A 19296-nucleotide genomic window follows, 5' to 3' on the forward strand; every position below is an offset into this window, starting at 1 on the left:
TTATTCCGGTTTGATCGACACGAGGGCCGCTTCGAAACGGCGCAGCGCAAAGGTCGATTCGCCCACCTTGACCGCCAGCGGGCCACCCATGACGCGCTTGAGCACGCGGATCCGCTCGCCAGGAACGAAGCCGAGCTCCATCAGGCGGCGCTGGACGTCGGTGCCATCTTCTTGCCGGCTCGGTGCCAGGTGGATCACGGTAGCGCTCTGGCCCGGCAGCAGGGCGTCGAGCGTGGTCAGGGAAGATGCAAGAGTCATGGTCGCGTCCGGGAATGTGAGGCTGTGGAGTAGGACTTGTAGCGCTGATGAGACAACTAAGTGCATCATAAACCTAAATGCGAATTATTTCTATTTACGCTTTGACCACAGGCCGAAAATAGTGCGGCGGAAAGGCAAAAATCGGTTGCAATCGCCGTCGAGTTTGGAGAGAATAGAACACGAATGAGATTGATTCTCATTTCAAATGGCAAATTACCAAGTCCGCACTAGCTCAGCTGCAAGGGAAACGAAGCGATGATCGTCTGTGTCTGCAACAACATCTCCGACCGCGAAATCCGCCAGGCGATCGACCTCGGCATCTCGTCGGTGGCCGAACTGCACCGCGAACTGGGCGTAGGCACCATGTGCGGCACCTGCGTCAGCTATGCCCGCGAAGTACTGAATCAGCATCTCGACAGCCAGACCACGATCACCGAAGTACGCCGCCTGCCGCAAGCGGCCTGAGTCACCGCAGCGATGCCCGGGCCCGCCACGCGGCGGGCTTTTTTTCGCTCCCCATTCCGGCCACCCACCGGGGACTGAGAAGCATTCTGCTTGTGGAGTGAGAACGCTTGCTATTCAGGCTCGATTCCACCGTTTTTCTCGTCGTTAGCCCGCTTTTTTCAGGATTTTGCACGCAGTTGATCCGAGATTCGGCCTGCTTGTTTGATATCATGGAGCGCATCGATCACCACAATATCAAGGGCACCACATGAAAGGCGACCAGAACGTTCTCCGTCTGCTCAATGCGCAGCTGACCAACGAACTTACCGCAATCAACCAGTACTTCCTGCATGCCCGCATGTACCGCCACTGGGGCTTCAGCCGCCTGGCGAAGAAGGAATACGACGAATCGATCGGCGAAATGAAGCATGCCGACAAGATCATCGACCGCATCCTGATGCTCGATGGCCTGCCGAACCTGCAGGCGCTGCACAAGCTGCTGATCGGTGAATCGACCCAGGAAATGCTCGAATGCGACTTGAAGCTTGAGCGCGCGGCCCATGTGACGGTCAAGGAGGCGATTGCCGCCTCCGAAGCGGCTGCCGACTACGTCACCCGCGACCTGTTCCTGATGATCCTCGAAGATACCGAAGAGCATATCGAATGGCTGGAGACGCAGCTCGACCTGATCGTGAAGGTCGGGATCCAGAATTATCTGCAGAGCCAGATCGGCGAATAATCACGCACTACCTGACGCCTTGCCGTACCGCCATCCCCGGCTACCCGGGGATCGGCGTTTACCGCGTCCGCAACACAGGCCCAACATGCCGACAGCGCGCTAGCGCCACTTCACCATCCACCCGTCATACCACCCCAGGTCGCGCGGCACCGCGCCGGGAATCGCGCAGATCGCGCCGGCGAACTCGTTGGCCCGCGCCAGCGTAAGTTCGAGCGGCCAGCCGCGCATCGTGCCCAGCAGGAAAATCGCCGAGAACGCATCGCCCGCGCCCACTGTGTCGATGACAAACGGAGGGGGCGGTGTATCGCGGTTCATGAGCACGCCGCCATCGGCGCCGAAGTACACCGAGCCGCGATGCCCGAGCGTGACGATCAGCGCGTCGAGCGCGAACATCTTGAGCAGCGCGCCGCAGGAGGCACGCACCTCTTCGGCCGACAGTGCGGGAGCGTTCGGCGCTATCTGGAAATACCAACCGAACAGCGACTGCAGTTCTTCTTCATTGACCTTGACGATGTTCGCTGCCTGCAGCGAACGGGTGACGCAGCGTTCGTCGACCTGGCCATCGCGCAGGTTCAGGTCGAGAAAGCGTAGCGCCGCCGTGGCATCGAGCAGCGCGTGCAGGCTGGCGCGCGAACACGCGTTGCGCTGGGCCAGCGTGCCGAAATAAAAGATGCCGGGCTGCGCGCTGTCGACTGCCTTCTGGGCCTGCGCAAGGTCGATGAAGTCGTAGGCCTGGCATGGCAGGATGGTGAAGCGGTGGCTGCGTGGACCACGTTCGACCAGCACCCGGCCGGTCTCTTCGATGGCGTCGAGCTGCAGGCCCGCGTCGCTCATCGCGAAGCGTTCGAACTCGGCGCGCACGGCCTGGCCCGGCCCATCGTTGCCGATGCGGGTGACCATCAGCTGCGGTGCCATGAAGGCGGCCAGGTGGCGCGCCACGTTCAGCGGCGCGCCACCGACGACCTGCTCGGTGGTGAAGTCGTCGACCAGCGCCTCGCCAAACACCACGGTGGTGGCGGGCACGCTCACGCCGACACCGGCACGGTGTCGCGGAACGACGCGCGTTCGGACAGTTTATCGTGCAGGCGCGCCAGGTTCGGGTAGTCGCCGCGCCAGTCAATGTCTGGAAAGCGCAACGCCAGCCAGCCCAGCGCGCAGCCGACCGCCACGTCGGCCAGCGTGTAGTGGGTGCCCATGCAATAGGCCGACTCGCCCAGCTTGCCGGACATCGCGCTCAAGCCGGCGTGCACCTTGCCCAGCTGGCGCTCGATCCATTTGGCGCTTTGCTCTTCAGGCGCCCGTTCGCGCCGTTCCAGGAAGACCAGCACGGCAGCATCGAGCACGCCGTCGGCCAATGCTTCCCATACCTTGACATCGGTGCGCTCGCGGCCACTGGCCGGCAGCAGTTTGCATACCGGGGAAACGGTGTCGAGGTATTCAACAATCACGCGCGAATCGTAGAGCGTGCTGCCGTCTTCCATGACCAGGCAGGGAATCTTGCCGAGCGGGTTGAGCTCCTGGATCGTGGTCTCAGGAACCCAGACGTTTTGCTGCTCGAAGCTGACGTCGAGCTTCTTCTCCGCCATGACGACGCGGACCTTGCGCACGAAGGGACTGGTGACGGAACCGATGAGTTTCATACGTGCTCACATAAGAAGAATGGCTGCAAGTATAGCATCGGCATCAGGGCCGCAACCTGCTCCCGGCGGCTCTCGGGCGTGTCGGTGCGGCGGCCGCGATCGGGCGCGTGGCGGGGCTGCGCGCCGCCGCCGGTGGTAAAATCCGCGTTTTTGCACGGACCGCCCGCCATGACCTCTACCGTCCCCTCCCCTGCCAAGTCGGCTACCCTGTCTGCCCTGTCCCCGCTCGATGGCCGCTACGCGTCGAAAACCGACAAGCTGCGCCCGATCCTGTCGGAAGCAGGCTTCATGCACCACCGTGTGAAAGTCGAAATCGCCTGGCTGCAGGCGCTGTCGCAGGCCGGGTTTGCCGAGATCGCGCCGTTCTCGCCGCAAGCCAATGCCCACCTCGAGCAGATGGCCGCGAACTTCGGCGACGCAGAAGCGGCCCGCATCAAGGAGATCGAAGCGGTCACCAACCACGACGTCAAGGCCGTCGAATACTGGCTCAAGGAGCAGGTGAAGGATGTGCCGGAGCTGGTGGCGGCGAGCGAATTCATCCACTTTGGCTGCACCTCGGAAGACATCAACAATACCTCGCACGGCATGATGCTCAAGGCCGCGCGCGACGGCGTGCTGCTGCCAGCCTTGCAGGCCATCATCGCCCGGCTCACCGAGATCGCGCACACCAATGCTGCGCTGCCGATGCTCTCGCGCACCCATGGCCAGACCGCCAGCCCGACCACGCTGGGCAAGGAATTCGCCAACGTCGTGGCGCGCCTGCAGCGCGCTGTCCTGCGCATCGCCAACGTCGAGATCCTGGCCAAGATGAACGGCGCCGTGGGTAACTACAACGCCCACCTGGCAGCCTACCCGGACTTCGACTGGCCGGCATTCTCGCAAGAGGTGATCGAGCAGCGCCTGGGTCTGGTGTTCAACCCGTACACCATCCAGATCGAACCGCACGACTACATGGCCGAGATGTTCGACGCCATCGCGCGCGCCAACACCATCTTGCTGGACCTGAACCGCGACATCTGGACCTATGTTTCGCTGGGCTATTTCAAGCAGAAGCTGCGCGCCGGCGAAATCGGCTCGTCGACCATGCCGCACAAGGTCAACCCGATCGACTTCGAGAATTCAGAGGGCAACCTGGGCCTGGCCAACGCCATTTTGCGCCACATGGCCGAGAAGCTGCCGGTCTCGCGCATGCAGCGCGACCTGACCGATTCGACGGTGCTGCGCAATATCGGCGTCGGCTTCGGCTATACGCTGCTGGCCTACGACAGCTGCCTGCGCGGCCTGAACAAGCTGGAAGTCAACGCCGCACGCCTGGAAGCCGACCTCGATGCGAACTGGGAAGTGCTGGCCGAGCCGGTGCAGACCGTGATGCGCCGCTACGGCATCGAGAATCCGTACGAACAGTTGAAGGAACTCACCCGCGGCAAGGGCATCACCCGCGACGCGCTGCAGGAGTTCATCGGCAAGCTGGCGATTCCGCAAGAGGCCAAAGAACTGCTGCTGCAAATGACGCCGGCAAATTACATCGGCTTGGCGGCGGAGCTGGCCAAGGCCATCTAAGCAGGTAGGGCAGATCCTGCCCTGCCTGCGCTGTGTCGGCGCATCACCGGCAAGGTGATTAATTGGTCCACACCAGCTTGACGCCAACCCGGCGTCCAAGCTCGGCACGGGTCTCGCGCCGACCATTTTCCCCATGGCCGCCGTTCAGGTTCTGGCCCACCAGCGACAATTCCAGGTTGGGCGCCAGGCGCCAGCCGAAGCGCGCATCCAGTGCCCAGTAGTCGGGCACTGCCGGATTCTCCAGCGCCGCCACCTTGCGCAGCGCCACATCGACTTCACGCCGCTCGTCGACAGCGTAGTGCGAGCGCAGCTGCAGCGTATGCTCCGGATCCCGGCCGGCGGTACCAGGACCGGCCAGGTCGTTACTGCCCGGCTTCAGGCGCAGCCGCTCGTGCAGCGCGGTGAACCCGCCCGTCAGGCGCCAGCTCCTGGTGAGCTGGTAGCTGCCCCACATCTCCATGCCGCTCGCCTCGCCTTGCATCAGGCTGCCAAAGGTGAAAAAGGTCCGGGTCGGGTCGATTTCCTGGGTACGCAAGTGGTCGTACTGGTTGTGAAACAACGTGGCCGAGTAAGACAGGCCGGCCAGCGGCTGGCTGTGATAGCCCAGTTCGACCACGCGCGCCACTTCCGAGCGCACCTGCGGTCCGCCGCGCAGCAAATACGGCGGACGGGCCGGAATAAAGGCATCGACGTCGAGCCGGGTTGGCGCGCGTACGGTGCGCGATAGCGCGCTCCAGACGGTATGGCCCGGTGCCAGGCGCCAGGCCAGGCGCGCTGTCGGCAACAATTCAATACCGGTATAGCTATTGCGCTCGATGCGCGCACCCAGGGTCAGGCTCAGGTCGGGACGCAGCGCCACCTCGTCCTGCGCGTATAGACTGGCCCAGGTCTGCTGCTGTTTGGCGGGCAGGAAGGCGAACACCTCGCTGCCCTCGACATGGTCCCAGCTGTGGCGCAAGTTCGCTCCCCACATCAAGCTGTGGCGGCCCCATTGCGGCAGCATGTGTTCGAGCTGCAGGTCGGCGACTTGCAGCGATCCGGTAAACGCCAGCGGCACCGCGCGCCGGGTATGGTCGAGGTAGGCCTGCACCGACAGGCGCGAGCCGCCGTCAAAGCCATGTTCCCAGTGCGCGCTCAGGTTGGCGCCTTCGGTGTCGATTTCGCCGAGCCGCAGTGCGCTAGCGGTGACCGGCACTTCACCGGGCGCGGGCTGCCCGGGCTGGCCACGGTACACGTTGCCGTTGAGGCTAAAGGTATCACTGCCGCGCTCCCAGTCCGCGCGCCAGCCCAGCTGGGCCTGGCGCCAGGCATCGTTCAGGCGCGCGCCGGCGGCGTTCTCGCTGTTCGAGCGTTGTAGCACCTTGCCGTATACCCGCCAGCTGGCGTCGCCCGATCCCCCGCCCTGGCGGAAGGCGGCGTCGGCGCCGTTGGTAGTGGCGCGCAAGGCGGCCAGGCTGCCCTGGGTAGCGTGGGCCGAACGGGTGGTGATATTGATGACGCCATTGACGGCGTTCACGCCCCACATCGTGCCGCCCGGCCCGCTGATGACCTCGATGCGTTCGACGTCTTCGAGCATCACGTCCGGCATATCCCAGAATACGCCGGAGAACACCGGCGCATATACCGAGCGGCCGTCGATCATCACCAGCAGCTTGTTCGGAAAACCGGTATTGCTGCCATTGAGGCCGCGCGCGCTGATCGCGTGGCTGTAGGTCGAGCTTTGCGCCACATGCAGGTTGGGCGCCAGCCGCAGTGCTTCCGGCAGGCTGCGCGCACCGGAACGGCGCAGGTCGTCGGCGGTGATCACGAAGACCGAGGCCGGCGCATCGTGCAGCCGCTCCGGCCTTTTCGACACCGAAGTCACCTGGATATTGGCCAACTCTTCGATCGACAGGTCGGCCAGGTGCTGAGCTTGCGCGATGGCCGGCAGCGCCAGCGCGGCACCGATGCAGGCTGCCAGGGTGGCAGGCAACCCCACGCAGGACGGCTTCGACAAGGTAAGCTTGATGATCATGATGCTGCTCCGTGAAACATGTATGCCGTCAGCAAGTTTGATAAACGGCTATGTTGGTGAATTTTACATTCTGGAACTTGCCTGCGGGTATAAAAACCCTACCATGCTCGTGTTCCGGTGAAAAATAATCCGGGGCAGCAGCAGAAGATGAACACTGGTATAGTTAGTTCGAACGCGTACAAATTTCAAAAAAAGAAACATGCATCGCTACACTACCGTCGCCATCGTGCTGCACTGGACGATGGCACTGCTGATCATCGCCACCTTCACGCTCGGGTTGGTCATGACCGATATCCCGGGCCTGACCCCGACCAAGCTGAAATACTTTTCGTGGCATAAATGGGCCGGGGTGACGGTTCTGGCCCTGGCTGCGGTGCGCCTGTTGTGGCGCCTGTTGCAGCATCCTCCGGCCTATGCCGACCCGCTGCCGGCCTGGCAGCGCGGCGCCGCGCATGGCCTGCACTGGTTGCTGTACCTGCTGATGTTCGGGGTGCCGCTGTCAGGATATTTCTATAGCCTGGCCGCGGGCGTTCCGGTGGTGTATTTCGGGGTATTCGACCTGCCGGTACTGATCGGCGCCGATCCGGCGCTCAAGCTGGTACTCAAGGATGTCCACTATTGGCTTACCATGCTGCTCGCCGTGCTGGTCGGCGTGCATGTGGCTGCTGCGCTCAAGCATTGGCTGGTCGACCGCGACGGCGTGATGGCGCGCATGCTGCCCTTTTCTACTGCAAAGGAACACCGATGACACCTTTCAAGAGCCTGTTATTCGCTTCGCTGCTTGCCGGCACCGCCATCGGCGCCAGCGCCGTCCCGCTCAAGACCGATCCGGCCCACAGCAGCGTGTCGGCCGTATTCAGGCAGATGGGCGTGCCGGTCGAAGCGCGCTTCACCCGCTTCACCGCCGTGATCGACTACAACGCCGCCCAGCCGGCCGCCTCAAAGGCGCAGGTCGACATCGTCACGGCCAGCCTTGACCTGGGCGATCCGGAATACAACAAAGAAGTAGCCAAGAAAGAATGGTTCAATGCCGCGCAGTTTCCCAAGGCGAGCTTCGTCTCGAGCGCGATCGCACCGGCCGGCGCCGGAAAATTCAATGTTACTGGCAAGCTGACCATCAAGGGCCGCAGCGCCAATGTGAGCTTTCCTCTGACCATGAAGACGGCGGGCGGAAAACACGTGTTCGAAGGCCAGTTGCCGATTCGACGGCTGGCGTTCAATATTGGCGAAGGCGAGTGGAAAGACACGAGCATGGTCGCCGATGAAGTAGTCATCAGGTTCCGCCTGACTGCAGTTCCCTGATCAAGAAGTTGCGCTCATTACACACCACCCTATAAGGAAATAGTTCACATGAAAATCAAGCATCTGATCACGGCCGTGGCCGCAGTAAGCACCTTCGGCGCCGGCGCAGTCCTCGCCGCCGACACCTACAAGATCGACCCGAACCATACCTACCCGAGCTTCGAAGCCGATCACATGGGCATCTCGGTCTGGCGCGGCAAGTTCAACAAGACCGAAGGCACGGTCACCCTCGACCGTGCGGCCAAGACCGGCATGATCGATATCACGGTGGATACCACCAGCGTCGATTTCGGCCACGAGAAGATGAACGAGCACGCCAAGAAAGAAGACATCTTCAATGTCGCCAAATTCCCGACCGCGACCTTTAAAGCCAAGACAATCAAGTTCACCGGCGACGTGCCGACCTCGGCCGAGGGCGACTTCACCCTGCACGGCGTGACCAAGCCGCTGACCATGACCATCAACAAATTCAAGTGCATCGAGCACCCGATGCTCAAGCGCGAAGTTTGCGGCGCCGACGTCACTGCCCAGTTCAAGCGCAGCGACTACGGCATCAACTTTGGCCTGCCGCGCTTCTCGCCGGAAGTAAAGCTGCTGATCCAGGTCGAAGCCGTCAAACAGTAAGCCACCGGCACTGCATAAAACAAAAGCCTCGCAGCCAGAACGGCTGCGAGGCTTTTTTATCTTGCCGCCCCTTGCAGGCGGCGGCAATGCCGATTAACGGCCGTCGCGGTCAAAGTCGCCCGGAATGGCGCGCTCGACCTTGTGCCATGCGGCGCGCGAAGCGAGCTTGGCCTGTTCCCAGTTCAGGCGCGAAGCGCCCTTGGTACGCTCCCACTCGCTCGACAGTTCGTTCTCGTGCGAGTCGTAGCCGCCTGGATAGCGGCCAGCGCCGGTGTAGCCCAGCGCATAGGCGGGTGCATAGTCGTCGTAGGTATAGCCAGGCGTGTAGTACGGCTGGGTCTGATACTCGGTGCGCCAGTGGGCTTCTTCTTCCGCTGGATTGACCAGCTTGGCCACGCCCTTGCCAGCCATGCCGCCGACGGCGGCGCCAATGCCAGCGCCAGCCACCGCACCGATCGGTCCGCCGAGGGCAGCGCCGATCACGGTGCCGCCCACTGCTGCGCCGCCGGCTGCGCCAACGCCGGTGCCCAGGTGATGGTCACGCAGTTCGTCGCCAGGCTTGGCGTTGATGACTTCGCCCGTGCCCTGGCCGGCTGCGCCGCCTGCCAGGCCACCGATGACTGCACCGGCAGCGGTGCCGATCGGACCGGCGATCGAGCCCACCGCAGCGCCGGCGGCAGCGCCGCCGCCTGCACCGATGCCTTGCGCCAGGTGATGGTCATTGAGGTCGTCGTTCGCCTTCGGATTGACGACTTCGCCCGCGCCGCGGCCAGCTGCGCCGCCCGCCAGGCCGCCGACGATCGCACCAGCCGCCATGCCGATCGGGCCAGCGGCAGCGCCTGCGACGGCGCCCACGGCCGCGCCGGTACCAGCGCCGGTGCCCTTGGCCAGGTAGTGTTCAGACAGGTCGTCGCCCGCTTTCGGGTTGACGACTTCGCCCACGCCCTTGCCGGCCATGCCGCCGGTGACGGCGCCAATGGCGGCGCCAGCAACGGTACCGACCGGTCCAGCCATCGAGCCGATGCCGGCACCGACAACGGCACCACCAACGGCGCCCAGGCCGGCACCGATGACATGGCTACCGCCCTCATCGGTGAACGATTGTTCGATATGACGCGCATCGTCGTCCGAACGGGCATTCACGCCCATCACGATGCCGCCTTGCTTGATGCCTTCTTCGTAGTGTGCTGCGCGGTCTTCGGGAATGCCGGCGCCGATCAGCGCGCCGATCAGGCCGCCGGTCAGGCCGCCGGCGCCAGCGCCGGCCAGGGCTGCCGCCAACGGACCGGCCACCACCAGGCCAAGGCCTGGCAGTACCAGCGTGGTGCCGACTGCGGCGATACCGGCCAGCACTGCGCCGATGGTGCCGCCGATGCCGGCGCCGATGCCCGCGCCTTCAGCAGCCTTGCTGCCCAGCTCGGTATCGGTGTCGGCGAAATGGGTTTTGCGCGCATCGTCCGACATCATCAGGTTGACGTCGTCTTTGGTGTAGCCGCGGGTCGAGATCGAGTTATAGGCGCGTTCGGCGCTGGCACGGTCAGGGAACAGGCCGGTGACCATACGGGAATTCTGGTTGTTCTTCGAATCGTAGCTGCTCATGGCGAATCCTTTCAGAGGTTCAATTGCGTGGTCGTGCAAACAGTTAATGTCTTGCAAGTGAACTAACAATATTCCGCAACACAACAGCTCTTCTGTTCGCTGACGCACTCTGCCTGCTTGTTTGTAAATTAAGAAGAACGGCCGATGCGATTCGCCGTCTAACGTTCGTTGCCGCACCGACCTGATGGGGACGCGTCCCTAAACTTGTCAACATGGTCACGGCAATAAACGGGCCTGGGGGTATGTTTTCTCACTTTGAAGGAGGTAAGCCATGTTATTTATCATTTGGATCGTCGTCGGTGGTATCTTGGGCTGGCTCGCCAGCATGGTCATGAAGACCGATGCAGAGCAGGGCATGATTCTCAATGTCGTTGTTGGTATCGTCGGCGCATTCCTGGGCGGCTGGCTGCTGTCGCCACTGTTCGGCTCGGGCACCATCAACTCGGACGACTTCAGCGTGTCGTCGCTGCTGGTCTCGTTCCTGGGCGCTGTCATCCTGCTGGCTATCGTGAACCTGCTGCGTCGCGGCCGCGTTCGTTAATAGTTTTAGTGGGTAGCCATTACTAAAAACCAACGCTTTATGCGTTGGTTTTTTTACATTTGAGAGTACAAATGTCCGCAAAAGTCTTTTGGATCGTCCTGATCACCAGTGCCGCCAGCCTTGTCCTGGGCGTACTCGCATTGAATTTCATGCCCAGTGAAAAGCAGATCGAAGCCCGTCTCACCCATCAATACGAGACCAACGATCCGCAGTTCCGCCGTTCGCTCGGCGTGCTGCTCGGGCCGCCCATCCTCGATGGCAACAAGGTCGATGCATTGCTCAATGGCGACGAGATCTTTCCCGCGATGTTGGAGGCGATCCGTTCTGCCGAAAAAACCATTACTTTCGAAACCTATATCTATTGGTCAGAAACAATTGGACAGGAATTTTCCGACGCCCTGGCCGAGCGCGCACGCGCCGGTGTCAAGGTGCACCTGATGCTCGATTTCATGGGCAGCATGAAGATGGACCTGGCGCAGATCGATGCGCTCGAGGCTGCTGGAGTGCAAGTGCAGCGCTACCACAAGCCGGTCTGGTGGAAGCTGGCACGCCTGAATAACCGCACCCACCGCAAACTGCTCATTGTCGACGGCAAGGTCGGATTTACCGGCGGCGTCGGAATCGCCGACCAGTGGCGCGGCAATGCCCAAGACAAAAATCACTGGCGCGATACCCATTACCGCATCGAAGGTCCGGTTGTGGGCCAGATGCAGGCCGTGTTCAACGATAACTGGCTCAAGTCCACCGGCACCGTGCTCGACGGCCCCGACTATTTCCCGGCACTGGAGGTGGTTGGCACCATGCCGGCCCAGATGTTCGCCAGTTCGCCCACCGGCGGCAGCGAATCGATGCACTTGATGTACCTGATGGCCATTACCTCGGCACGCAATACGATCGATTTGTCGGCCGCCTATTTCGTCCCCGACGACCTGACCGTGCGCACCCTGATCGAAGCGGCCAAACGCGGCGTACGGGTGCGCATCCTCATGCCGGGCGAACACATCGATTCCGACCTGGTCAAGGCGGCCTCGCGCGAGCGCTGGCCCGAGCTGCTGGCGGCCGGCGTCAAACTCGCCGAATACCAGCCCACCATGTATCACGTGAAAGGCTTGATCGTCGATACGTTGCTGGTGTCGGTTGGCTCCACCAATTTCGACAACCGCTCGTTCAGCATCAACGACGAAGCCAACCTGAATGTCCTCGACCCGGCCTTCGCGCGCCGGCAGGAAGCCATCTTCGAGGCCGACTGGCGCCTGTCGAAACAAGTGACCAAGGAATCGTTCCGCAAACGCCCGTGGTGGCAGCGCGTGACCACCGGTCTGGCCTCGCTGGTCAAGGCCCAGCTGTAATGCGTATCCCGGCAAAACCGCATGCAACAGCAAGCATTTAATTCGCGCAGGCGACATAGTGCTTGACGTTGAGGATACGTATTGCCGATACTCTTGGGTGCTCATGAAGTCCCAGAGTGTTCCCTTCCCTAACAGACTGAACAGACGACGCGAATGAAAAAGACTCTCCTCTCGCTGGCCATCCTGACCAGCTTCGCCGCACAAGCGGACGAAGGCATGTGGATGCCGCAGCAGCTGCCACAAGTAGCTAAGCAATTGAAGGCCGCCGGCCTCAAGCTCGATCCGTCCTCGCTGACCAAGCTGACCGAATTCCCAATGGGCGCGATCGTGAGCCTGGGCGGCTGCTCGGCATCGTTCGTGTCGCCGCAGGGTCTGGTGGTCACCAACCACCACTGTGTTTACAACAGCATCGCGGTCAATTCGACCCCGGAACGCGACTTGCTCGCAAACGGTTTCCTGGCCAAGACCATGGCTGAAGAACTGCCGGCCGCTCCGGGCAGCCGCGTCTACGTTACCGAAGACGTCGCCAATGTCACGACCCAGGTCATCACGCCTGAAGTAGCCAAGCTCAGCGGCAAGGCACGTATCGACGCCATCGAGAAGAACCAGAAGAAACTGGTGGCCGAATGCGAAAAAGATGCCGGCTACCGCTGCACCGTGGCCAGCTATTACGGCGGCCTGGAGTTCTACCGCCTGAAGCAGCTCGAGATCCGCGACGTGCGCCTGGTGCACGCGCCACCGGCCGGCGTCGGCAAGTTCGGTGGCGACACCGACAACTGGATGTGGCCGCGCCATACCGGCGACTACGGCTTCTACCGCGCCTACGTGAGCAAGGACGGCAAGGCCGCCGAGTTCTCGAAGGACAACGTGCCCTACCAGCCAAAGCATGTGCTGAAGATCGCCAAAGAAGGCCCGAAGGAAGGCGATTTCATCATGGTGCTGGGCTATCCCGGCCGCACCAACCGCCACCGCCTGCCATCAGAAGTGTCGTCGACCTTCGACTGGAACTACCCGGCCTTCGTGCAGGCATCGGGCGAAACCCTGGCCATCATCGAGCGCGAGACCAAGAACGATCCGGCTGCCAAGCTCAAGTACGCAGGCCAGATCGCCGGCGTCAACAACTACTACAAGAACCGCAAGGGCATGCTGACCTCGTACGAAGGTAGCGATTTCCTGCAGCGCAAGACCGCCGAGCACGCCGCACTGAAGAGCTGGGTCAACGCCGATGCCGCCCGTAAGGCCCAGTTCGCCGCTGACATCGAGCAGGTCGAGCAATTGATCGCCGAGCGAGACGCCGCTGCGAAGAAAAACTTCTTCCTGAGCTATGCGCAGCCGAAGTTCCTGTCGTCGGCGCGTTCGCTGTACCGCCTGGCCAACGAGCGCACCAAGCCCGACGCCGAGCGCAAGGCGGGCTTCCAGGAACGTGATATGCCACGCTGGAATTCGGTCATCGCAGGCCAGGACCGTACCTACGACGAAAAGGTCGACAAGGCGCTGGTGCTGAACTTCCTCAAGAAGTACAACGCACAGCCTGCCGCCGAGCACGACGCCGCGTTCGACGCCGCCCTGGGAATCCGCGCCGGCATGACCGAGGCCGAACTGAAGGCAGCGCTGGACCGCATCTACGCCGGCTCGAAGCTGGCCAACAAGGAAGAGCGCAGCGCGTGGCTGACCAAGTCGCCTGCCGAGTTCCAGGCCTCGAATGACAGCTTCATCAAGGCCGCCGTCGCGATGTACGACGCCGACATGAAAGATGAAGCCAAAGAGCAAGAGTTGGCCGGCAAGATCCAGCAAGCCTATGGCAACTACATGAAGGCCAAGATCGCCTACATGAACAGCAAGGGCCAGGCCGTCTATCCGGATGCCAACGGCACCCTGCGCGTCACCTTCGGCAAAATCGCCGGCCGCAGCCATGGCGCGGATGGTACCGGCTCCTGGAGCGCCTTTACCACCACCAAGGGCATCACGGCGAAGCACACCGGCGAAGGCGAGTTCAACGCACCAGCGCCACAACTGGCGGCGATCAAGGCCAAGGATTTCGGCAGCTATGTCGATCCTAAGCTCAAGACCGTGCCGGTCAATTACCTGGCAACGCTCGACATCACCGGCGGCAACTCGGGTTCGGCCGCGCTTAACGCCAAGGGTGAGCTGATTGGCCTGGCCTTCGACGGCACCCTCGATTCGATCATCTCGGACTGGGACTTCAACAACGCCAACACCCGCTCGATCCAGGTCGACAGCCGCTACATGCTGTGGAACATGAAGCATGTGGACAAGGCCGACAACCTGCTCAAGGAAATGAACGTGCAATAAACTTGGTGTGTGGCGCCTGCGGGCGCCCTATTGCAAAAAGCCACGTCGCCGTAAGGTCGCGTGGCTTTTTTCTATGACGCCTGCCTCGCGAACGAGAGAATGACTTCAGGCCGCAAAGGCGCGGGCAATGTAGTCGATCGCGAGCAGCAGGAAGACCGCTGCGATGGAGACGCCCAGTCGCAGGTAAAACACGCGCGAGTACATTCCGTCCGCATCCTTTGCGCTAGTTCCGCGGATCACGTGGTTTGCCACGGTGGACACACACGCCGCGCCGAACAGCAATATGGGGGACACCAGAATGCGTTGATCTAGCACCAGTGGCAACACCACGAGGGCCAGGGCAATCAGGACGAAATACCAGTAGGAACCTGCTCTGCCGCTTGATGCCTGCGAATTGGATGTCATCGTCACTATTCCTTGTTATGTGCTAACAAGCTGGGTTACCCCATGAAGCCGGCGATCTCCGCCGCAACTCCCTGCGCCAGCTGGTGAATATGAAAGCCATCGACGAAGCCATGGTGCGCCTGCACCGAGAACGGCAGCTCCAGGCGGCCGTCCCCGGCCTGACGGAACTTCCCCCATGCAAACGACGGAATGTCCGGGTGCGCCAGCGAGGCGCTCGGGTGCTGGATCGAGGTGAAGGCGAGCCAGGGAATGCAGGTGACGAACACCTGCTCCTTCGCTTCGCGCGGCGACATGTTGCGGTACCCGGCGTTCAGTTCGGTCATGGCGGCCGCCTGCTCGCGCGCCGCGATGCTGCGCGCGACGAATTCGCGCAGGTCGTCGGTCCAGTCGAACTGGGCGAAGTTCAGGTCGTTGTGCTGGTTGACCACCGTGAACGAGGGCCGCAGGCGGTCGATGCGGATCACTTCGCCATCGACCAGGCGGTAGCGGAAGTTGTCGATTCCGAGCACCGAACGCAGCACCGCGCACAGCAACACATGGAAAGGCGCCAGCCCTTGCTGCCGGCACCAGGGCCGAAAGTCCGGCAGTTCGAGCGGAAAGCACAGGTTGACGGCGGCGCTGTCCATGCTGTTGAACAGCGCGAAGCGGTCGCGCCGCCGCTCGAACGATGCCAAGCCCGCGTCCACTGTCGCCAGCCTTATTGCGCCTTGTTCAGGCGGCTGTGACGCATGCTGTACAGGAAATAGGTCGCCACGGCCACCGCCATCCAGATAAAGAACATGCGGAAGGTCGTCGCCGACAAGTCTTTCATGATGTACAGGCAGGCGAGGATCGACAGGCCGGGAACCAGGTAAGGACCGAACGGCACCCGGAAGCTGCCCGGCTCGCCCGGGCCCTGCTTGGCGCGGATCACCGGCACCGCCACCGATACCACGATGAAGGCGGTCAGGGTGCCCATGCTCACCATGTCCCACAAGAAGGTTGCATCGACCAGGCCGGCCACCAGGGCCACTGCGGCGCACACGATCACGGTATTGGCGGTCGGGGCCAGGGTACGCTTGTTCACCTTCTGGAAGATCTTCGGGATCAGGCCGTCGCGGCTGATCGCATACAGGATGCGGGTCTGGCCATAGATCGTCACCAGCGTTACCGAGAACACCGACACCACGGCGCCGGCCGACAGCACCAGCGCCGGCCAGGCCTGGCCGGTGACGTTCTGCAGGATCACCGACAAGCCGGCTTCCTGGCCCGCGAACTGGTGCGATGGCTGCGCGCCCATCGCGGCCAGGGCCACCAGCAGGTAGAACACGGTCACGATCAGCAGTGCCGCCAAAATACCGATCGGCACGTTGCGGCGCGGGTTGTTGACTTCTTCACCGGCGGTGGCGATGGTGTCCAGGCCGATAAACGAGAAAAACACGGTGCCGGCGGCCGCGGTCACGCCAGCCATGCCAACGTAGCCGCTGTCGGCGTCCGGGTTGAAGAAAGGCGTGAAGTTGTCGGCGTCGAAGCCGGTGAAGGCGATCACGCAGAAGAACATCAGGATGGCCAGCTTGATCAGCACCATGACGGCATTGGTGGTCGCCGATTCCTTGGTGCCGCGCACCAGCAACAGGCCGCACATAATCACCAGCAGCACCGGCGGCAGGTTGAAATTGCCCGGCATGAAATGAACATTCCGGTGGTCCGACACGAACATCGGCGAGCGCAGATGGGCCGGAATCTCCCACCCGAAAGCATTGACCAAAAAGTTATTCAGGTAATCGGACCAGCCGATCGCCACCGCACTGCCGGCCAGGCCATATTCGAGCAGCAGGCAGGCCGCCACGATGAAGGCGGCGAACTCGCCGACGGTCGCATACGCGAACGAATAAGACGAACCGGCAGCGGGCACGCGGCCGGCCAGCTCGGCATAGCACAGCGCGGTCAGGCCGGCGGTCACGGCGGCCAGCAAGAACGACAGGATCACCGCCGGACCGGCCTTGGGCACGGCTTCGACCATGGTGAAGAAGATCCCGGTGCCGATGGTGGCGCCGACACCGATCATCGTCAGCGGGAACAGGCCCAGCGACCGCTGCAGGCCACCGCCGCCCCCATCCGCTTCGTCGTGATGACGTCCAGCCGGTTTGGTGCGGATCAGCTTTTGGCCCAGGGTCAGATTCACGGCATGTCCTTTGGTGCGCGGCCAATGTGGCCTGTAGGTTCGGTAGCGTCGGCGAACTTGAAAGTTCGCCAATCAAAACCAGCGATTATAGGGGTTTGTTGTGTGCGACTACACATTTTGTTGTGTACAGACGCGCGCAAGCGTTCCGCACATCGGCGCCATCAGCGCTGACCCGGCCGCGCCGTTTCGAACAACTCCTGGTGCGCGCGCGGCGGCGCGCGCCAGTACTGGGGCGGCGCAAACACCTGCTCGCCCAGTTGCGCCGCCGCGTGCCAGGCCCAGCGCGGGTCGTACAGCATCGCCCGCGCCAGCCCGATCAGATCGGCCTGTCCCTGCTGGAGAATGTTTTCGGCCTGCTGCGCCTCGGTGATCAAGCCCACCCCAATGGTCGGCAATCCGGTCTCGCGCTTGATGCGCTGGGCAAAGTCGATCTGGTAGCCCGGCTCCGGCGAAATCTGCTGGCGCGGCGACAGGCCGCCGCTCGAGACGTGCATGAAGCTGCAGCCGCGCGCTTGCAGCTCCTGGCCCAGGCGCACGCTTTGCTCGATTTCCCAGCCACCGTCGACCCAGTCGGTGGCAGAAATCCGCATCCCCACCGCCATCGTCTCTGGCACGGCGCCTCGCACCGCATCGAAGACCTCGAGCGGGAAGCGCATGCGGTTTTCCAGCGAGCCGCCATAGGCATCCCCGCGCCGGTTCGACAGCGGCGACAGGAACTGGTGCAGCAGGTAGCCGTGGGCGCCGTGCAGCTCAATGGCGTCCAGGCCAAGCGCATGGGCGCGCTGCGCCGCCGCCACGAAGCCGTCGCGGATACGCGCCAGCCCTGCGTCATCGAGCGCCAGCGGCGCCGTGTCGACCTCGGCGTGCGGCAGGCTCGATGGCGCCACGGTCTGCCAGCCGCGCGGCTGGTCCGGCGCAATCTGCGCGCCGCCGTCCCATGGCACTTCGGTTGACGCCTTGCGGCCCGCATGGGCCAGCTGGATCGCGATCTTGATGGGCGAATGGGTACGCATGGCGCGCACGACCGGCGCCAGCGCTTCGGCGTGGGCGTCGGACCACAGGCCAAGGTCGTCGGGAGAAATGCGGCCTTCGGCCGTGACGGCGGTAGCCTCAATGATCAGCAGGCCCGCGCCCGACAGTGCCAGGCCGCCAAGGTGGATCGTGTGCCATGCCGTCGGCAAGCCATCGACTGCCGAGTATTGACACATCGGCGCGATGACGACGCGGTTCGACAAATGCAGGGAGCCCAGGCTGACTGGGGAGAAAAGCATGCTCATGGAGCCTTCCGCGGTAGGCAAAGGCTGTAGTCTAGTGCAGAGCGAACGGTAGATGCTGCAAGATCAGCCGATCCGCGTGACCATCAGGGCCGCGCGCAAGCCAATCCGCACATCCGGGTTCGGAAACACCACCAGTTCTTCGTCGTGCTCCACGGTGTAGACCGTGTCGCCGTCGGTCGCGATGACATCGCCCTTTTTCATCGGCGTGAAGTTCCAGGTCTCGCGTCCGACCGACATGCTGAAGTCACTGGACAACTTGATCACCTGCCGCGCCGTGGCGAACACGTGCGGCGCCGTGCTGGCCACTCGCGCAGCCTGCCCGCGCAGCAGCCGGTCCAGCGCTGCCGACGCAGCGGCGAACTGCGACAAATCGTTCTGCCCCAGCGTGCCGACCCGTCCCAGCTCCACGGTGGTACCCGCCGCGCCATGGTGCTCGCTCGAGTAATAGCTGTAGGTGCCGACCGACTTCGGGTTCATGATGATCGCGCCGATCGCCGCCTGTCCCAGCCAGTCGATCAAGGCATGGCGCGCCTGGTCCGCGATCAGCTCCGGCACGATCGCGAACATCGGATAGTGCGAGGGGCGGATCGCCGTGTGCAGGTCCAGGTGCCAGCGCGCCGGCCCCGCTCCTGCAAAGAAATCCTGCGTCACGGCCATGATCGTATCGGCACGCGTGGCTTCGAAGCTGCCGGCCAGGCTACCGCGTTCGGTGCGGAACATGCGGTTCAGGTCGGCATCGATGAAACGCTTGCCCGCCGCAATCGCGTCGATGTTGCCGACGCAGAGCATCAGGTCGACCGCCAGCGCATGCGGGGTGTGCGACAGGGCTTCGACGATCCAGGCCAGCATTTCGATCGGCCCGGTCTCGTCGCCATGCACGCCCACCGACACCAGCACAGCCGGCCGGGCCGCGTCAGGCGCCCCCCCCTTGACCGTGAGGATGCCGGACGCCGGCCGGCCGACCGTGAAACCAGCCTGCGCGAAGCGCTGCGCCACCGCGCCGAAGTCACCTCCGGCCAGGAGCCGCACCGCTTCCGGCAGCGCAGTAGTATGGTCTGCGCTCATCG

The 19296-nt window shown here is 63.0% G+C and carries 19 protein-coding genes; 9 read left to right on the forward strand and 10 right to left on the reverse strand.

Going from position 1 to position 19296, the window contains the following annotated elements; translation table 11 throughout:
* Window positions 1–258, reverse strand: a complete 258-nt coding sequence (locus NRS07_RS18520; protein ID WP_259209624.1) for a FeoA family protein — start codon at window positions 256–258, stop codon at window positions 1–3.
* Window positions 259–513: 255 nt separating this feature from the next.
* Here NRS07_RS18520 and NRS07_RS18525 point away from each other — a divergent pair, with 255 nt between their 5' ends.
* On the forward strand, window positions 514–723 hold the full coding sequence (locus NRS07_RS18525; protein ID WP_259209625.1) for a bacterioferritin-associated ferredoxin: 210 nt from the start codon (window positions 514–516) through the stop codon (window positions 721–723).
* A 247-nt stretch (window positions 724–970) separates the two neighbouring features.
* Window positions 971–1441, forward strand: a complete 471-nt coding sequence (gene bfr / locus NRS07_RS18530; protein ID WP_259209628.1) for a bacterioferritin — start codon at window positions 971–973, stop codon at window positions 1439–1441.
* A gap of 99 nt (window positions 1442–1540) precedes the next feature.
* Here the strand turns inward: bfr and NRS07_RS18535 are convergent, their stop codons facing one another.
* Both NRS07_RS18535 and NRS07_RS18540 read right to left on the reverse strand, forming a co-directional pair.
* Window positions 1541–2470: a PfkB family carbohydrate kinase gene (locus NRS07_RS18535; RefSeq protein ID WP_259209630.1), complete on the reverse strand. Its 930-nt coding sequence runs from the start codon at window positions 2468–2470 to the stop codon at window positions 1541–1543.
* The gene (locus NRS07_RS18540; RefSeq protein WP_259209632.1) at window positions 2467–3081 is read right to left on the reverse strand and encodes a glutathione S-transferase N-terminal domain-containing protein; all 615 of its coding nucleotides are present in this window, start codon (window positions 3079–3081) and stop codon (window positions 2467–2469) included. Before NRS07_RS18540 ends, NRS07_RS18535 begins: the two co-directional genes overlap by 4 nt.
* A gap of 168 nt (window positions 3082–3249) precedes the next feature.
* On the opposite strand from NRS07_RS18540, the gene purB reads away from it, so the two are divergent.
* Window positions 3250–4641, forward strand: a complete 1392-nt coding sequence (gene purB, locus NRS07_RS18545) for an adenylosuccinate lyase (protein ID WP_259209634.1) — start codon at window positions 3250–3252, stop codon at window positions 4639–4641.
* Window positions 4642–4699: 58 nt separating this feature from the next.
* Here purB and NRS07_RS18550 read toward each other — a convergent pair whose 3' ends face one another.
* Window positions 4700–6655, reverse strand: a complete 1956-nt coding sequence (locus NRS07_RS18550) for a TonB-dependent siderophore receptor (RefSeq protein ID WP_259209636.1) — start codon at window positions 6653–6655, stop codon at window positions 4700–4702.
* 199 nt (window positions 6656–6854) lie between these two features.
* Between NRS07_RS18550 and NRS07_RS18555 the strand changes: the two genes are divergently transcribed.
* From NRS07_RS18555 to NRS07_RS18565, 3 genes are read left to right on the forward strand one after another with little or no spacing between them, the layout of a single operon-like run.
* Window positions 6855–7403 (forward strand): cytochrome b, encoded by a 549-nt coding sequence (locus NRS07_RS18555; RefSeq protein ID WP_259209638.1) that lies wholly within the window; start codon window positions 6855–6857, stop codon window positions 7401–7403.
* Window positions 7400–7957, forward strand: a complete 558-nt coding sequence (locus NRS07_RS18560; RefSeq protein ID WP_259209641.1) for a YceI family protein — start codon at window positions 7400–7402, stop codon at window positions 7955–7957. The genes NRS07_RS18555 and NRS07_RS18560 overlap by 4 nt, the downstream gene beginning before the upstream one ends.
* Before the next feature lie 48 nt (window positions 7958–8005).
* A complete protein-coding gene (locus NRS07_RS18565) occupies window positions 8006–8581 on the forward strand; it encodes a YceI family protein (protein WP_259209643.1) in 576 nt (191 codons plus the stop codon).
* 93 nt (window positions 8582–8674) lie between these two features.
* Here the strand turns inward: NRS07_RS18565 and NRS07_RS18570 are convergent, their stop codons facing one another.
* Window positions 8675–10180: a hypothetical protein gene (locus tag NRS07_RS18570; RefSeq protein WP_259209646.1), complete on the reverse strand. Its 1506-nt coding sequence runs from the start codon at window positions 10178–10180 to the stop codon at window positions 8675–8677.
* Window positions 10181–10451: 271 nt separating this feature from the next.
* On the opposite strand from NRS07_RS18570, the gene NRS07_RS18575 reads away from it, so the two are divergent.
* The 3 genes from NRS07_RS18575 to NRS07_RS18585 all read left to right on the forward strand — a co-directional run bounded on the left by NRS07_RS18575 (window position 10452) and on the right by NRS07_RS18585 (window position 14383).
* The gene (locus NRS07_RS18575; protein WP_020656446.1) at window positions 10452–10721 is read left to right on the forward strand and encodes a GlsB/YeaQ/YmgE family stress response membrane protein; all 270 of its coding nucleotides are present in this window, start codon (window positions 10452–10454) and stop codon (window positions 10719–10721) included.
* A gap of 71 nt (window positions 10722–10792) precedes the next feature.
* Window positions 10793–12070 carry a cardiolipin synthase gene (gene cls, locus NRS07_RS18580; protein WP_259209650.1) on the forward strand — a complete coding sequence of 426 codons (1278 nt, stop codon included), beginning with the start codon at window positions 10793–10795 and terminating at the stop codon, window positions 12068–12070.
* A gap of 153 nt (window positions 12071–12223) precedes the next feature.
* Window positions 12224–14383 carry a S46 family peptidase gene (locus NRS07_RS18585; RefSeq protein ID WP_259209651.1) on the forward strand — a complete coding sequence of 720 codons (2160 nt, stop codon included), beginning with the start codon at window positions 12224–12226 and terminating at the stop codon, window positions 14381–14383.
* 105 nt (window positions 14384–14488) lie between these two features.
* On the opposite strand, the gene NRS07_RS18590 is transcribed toward NRS07_RS18585, so the two are convergent.
* The 5 genes from NRS07_RS18590 to NRS07_RS18610 form a co-directional block, all read right to left on the reverse strand.
* Window positions 14489–14788, reverse strand: a complete 300-nt coding sequence (locus tag NRS07_RS18590; RefSeq protein ID WP_259209652.1) for a hypothetical protein — start codon at window positions 14786–14788, stop codon at window positions 14489–14491.
* Window positions 14789–14823: 35 nt separating this feature from the next.
* On the reverse strand, window positions 14824–15462 hold the full coding sequence (locus NRS07_RS18595) for a CatA-like O-acetyltransferase (RefSeq protein ID WP_259209653.1): 639 nt from the start codon (window positions 15460–15462) through the stop codon (window positions 14824–14826).
* 23 nt (window positions 15463–15485) lie between these two features.
* Window positions 15486–16952, reverse strand: coding sequence for an APC family permease (locus tag NRS07_RS18600; RefSeq protein WP_259209654.1), 1467 nt, complete (start codon window positions 16950–16952; stop codon window positions 15486–15488).
* Between the two features lie 161 nt (window positions 16953–17113).
* Window positions 17114–18229: an NADH:flavin oxidoreductase/NADH oxidase gene (locus NRS07_RS18605; protein WP_259209655.1), complete on the reverse strand. Its 1116-nt coding sequence runs from the start codon at window positions 18227–18229 to the stop codon at window positions 17114–17116.
* A 63-nt stretch (window positions 18230–18292) separates the two neighbouring features.
* Window positions 18293–19294 carry a succinylglutamate desuccinylase gene (locus tag NRS07_RS18610; RefSeq protein WP_259209656.1) on the reverse strand — a complete coding sequence of 334 codons (1002 nt, stop codon included), beginning with the start codon at window positions 19292–19294 and terminating at the stop codon, window positions 18293–18295.
* Window positions 19295–19296 lie beyond the last annotated feature (2 nt).

It is taken from the genome of Massilia sp. H6, assembly GCF_024802625.1.
GTDB lineage: Bacteria > Pseudomonadota > Gammaproteobacteria > Burkholderiales > Burkholderiaceae_D > Telluria.

Bases quoted from the DNA above. Each gene is read 5' to 3' on its own strand.
- NRS07_RS18565 (WP_259209643.1), top strand. From the start codon at position 8,006: ATGAAAATCAAGCATCTGATCACGGCCGTGGCCGCAGTAAGCACCTTC.
- NRS07_RS18525 (WP_259209625.1), top strand. From the start codon at position 514: ATGATCGTCTGTGTCTGCAACAACATCTCCGACCGCGAAATCCGCCAG.
- NRS07_RS18555 (WP_259209638.1), top strand. From the start codon at position 6,855: ATGCATCGCTACACTACCGTCGCCATCGTGCTGCACTGGACGATGGCA.
- NRS07_RS18540 (WP_259209632.1), bottom strand. From the start codon at position 3,081: ATGAAACTCATCGGTTCCGTCACCAGTCCCTTCGTGCGCAAGGTCCGC.
- NRS07_RS18550 (WP_259209636.1), bottom strand. From the start codon at position 6,655: ATGATCATCAAGCTTACCTTGTCGAAGCCGTCCTGCGTGGGGTTGCCT.
- NRS07_RS18570 (WP_259209646.1), bottom strand. From the start codon at position 10,180: ATGAGCAGCTACGATTCGAAGAACAACCAGAATTCCCGTATGGTCACC.
- NRS07_RS18520 (WP_259209624.1), bottom strand. From the start codon at position 258: ATGACTCTTGCATCTTCCCTGACCACGCTCGACGCCCTGCTGCCGGGC.
- NRS07_RS18575 (WP_020656446.1), top strand. From the start codon at position 10,452: ATGTTATTTATCATTTGGATCGTCGTCGGTGGTATCTTGGGCTGGCTC.
- purB (WP_259209634.1), top strand. From the start codon at position 3,250: ATGACCTCTACCGTCCCCTCCCCTGCCAAGTCGGCTACCCTGTCTGCC.
- NRS07_RS18560 (WP_259209641.1), top strand. From the start codon at position 7,400: ATGACACCTTTCAAGAGCCTGTTATTCGCTTCGCTGCTTGCCGGCACC.
- NRS07_RS18610 (WP_259209656.1), bottom strand. From the start codon at position 19,294: ATGAGCGCAGACCATACTACTGCGCTGCCGGAAGCGGTGCGGCTCCTG.
- bfr (WP_259209628.1), top strand. From the start codon at position 971: ATGAAAGGCGACCAGAACGTTCTCCGTCTGCTCAATGCGCAGCTGACC.
- NRS07_RS18605 (WP_259209655.1), bottom strand. From the start codon at position 18,229: ATGAGCATGCTTTTCTCCCCAGTCAGCCTGGGCTCCCTGCATTTGTCG.
- NRS07_RS18585 (WP_259209651.1), top strand. From the start codon at position 12,224: ATGAAAAAGACTCTCCTCTCGCTGGCCATCCTGACCAGCTTCGCCGCA.
- NRS07_RS18590 (WP_259209652.1), bottom strand. From the start codon at position 14,788: ATGACATCCAATTCGCAGGCATCAAGCGGCAGAGCAGGTTCCTACTGG.
- cls (WP_259209650.1), top strand. From the start codon at position 10,793: ATGTCCGCAAAAGTCTTTTGGATCGTCCTGATCACCAGTGCCGCCAGC.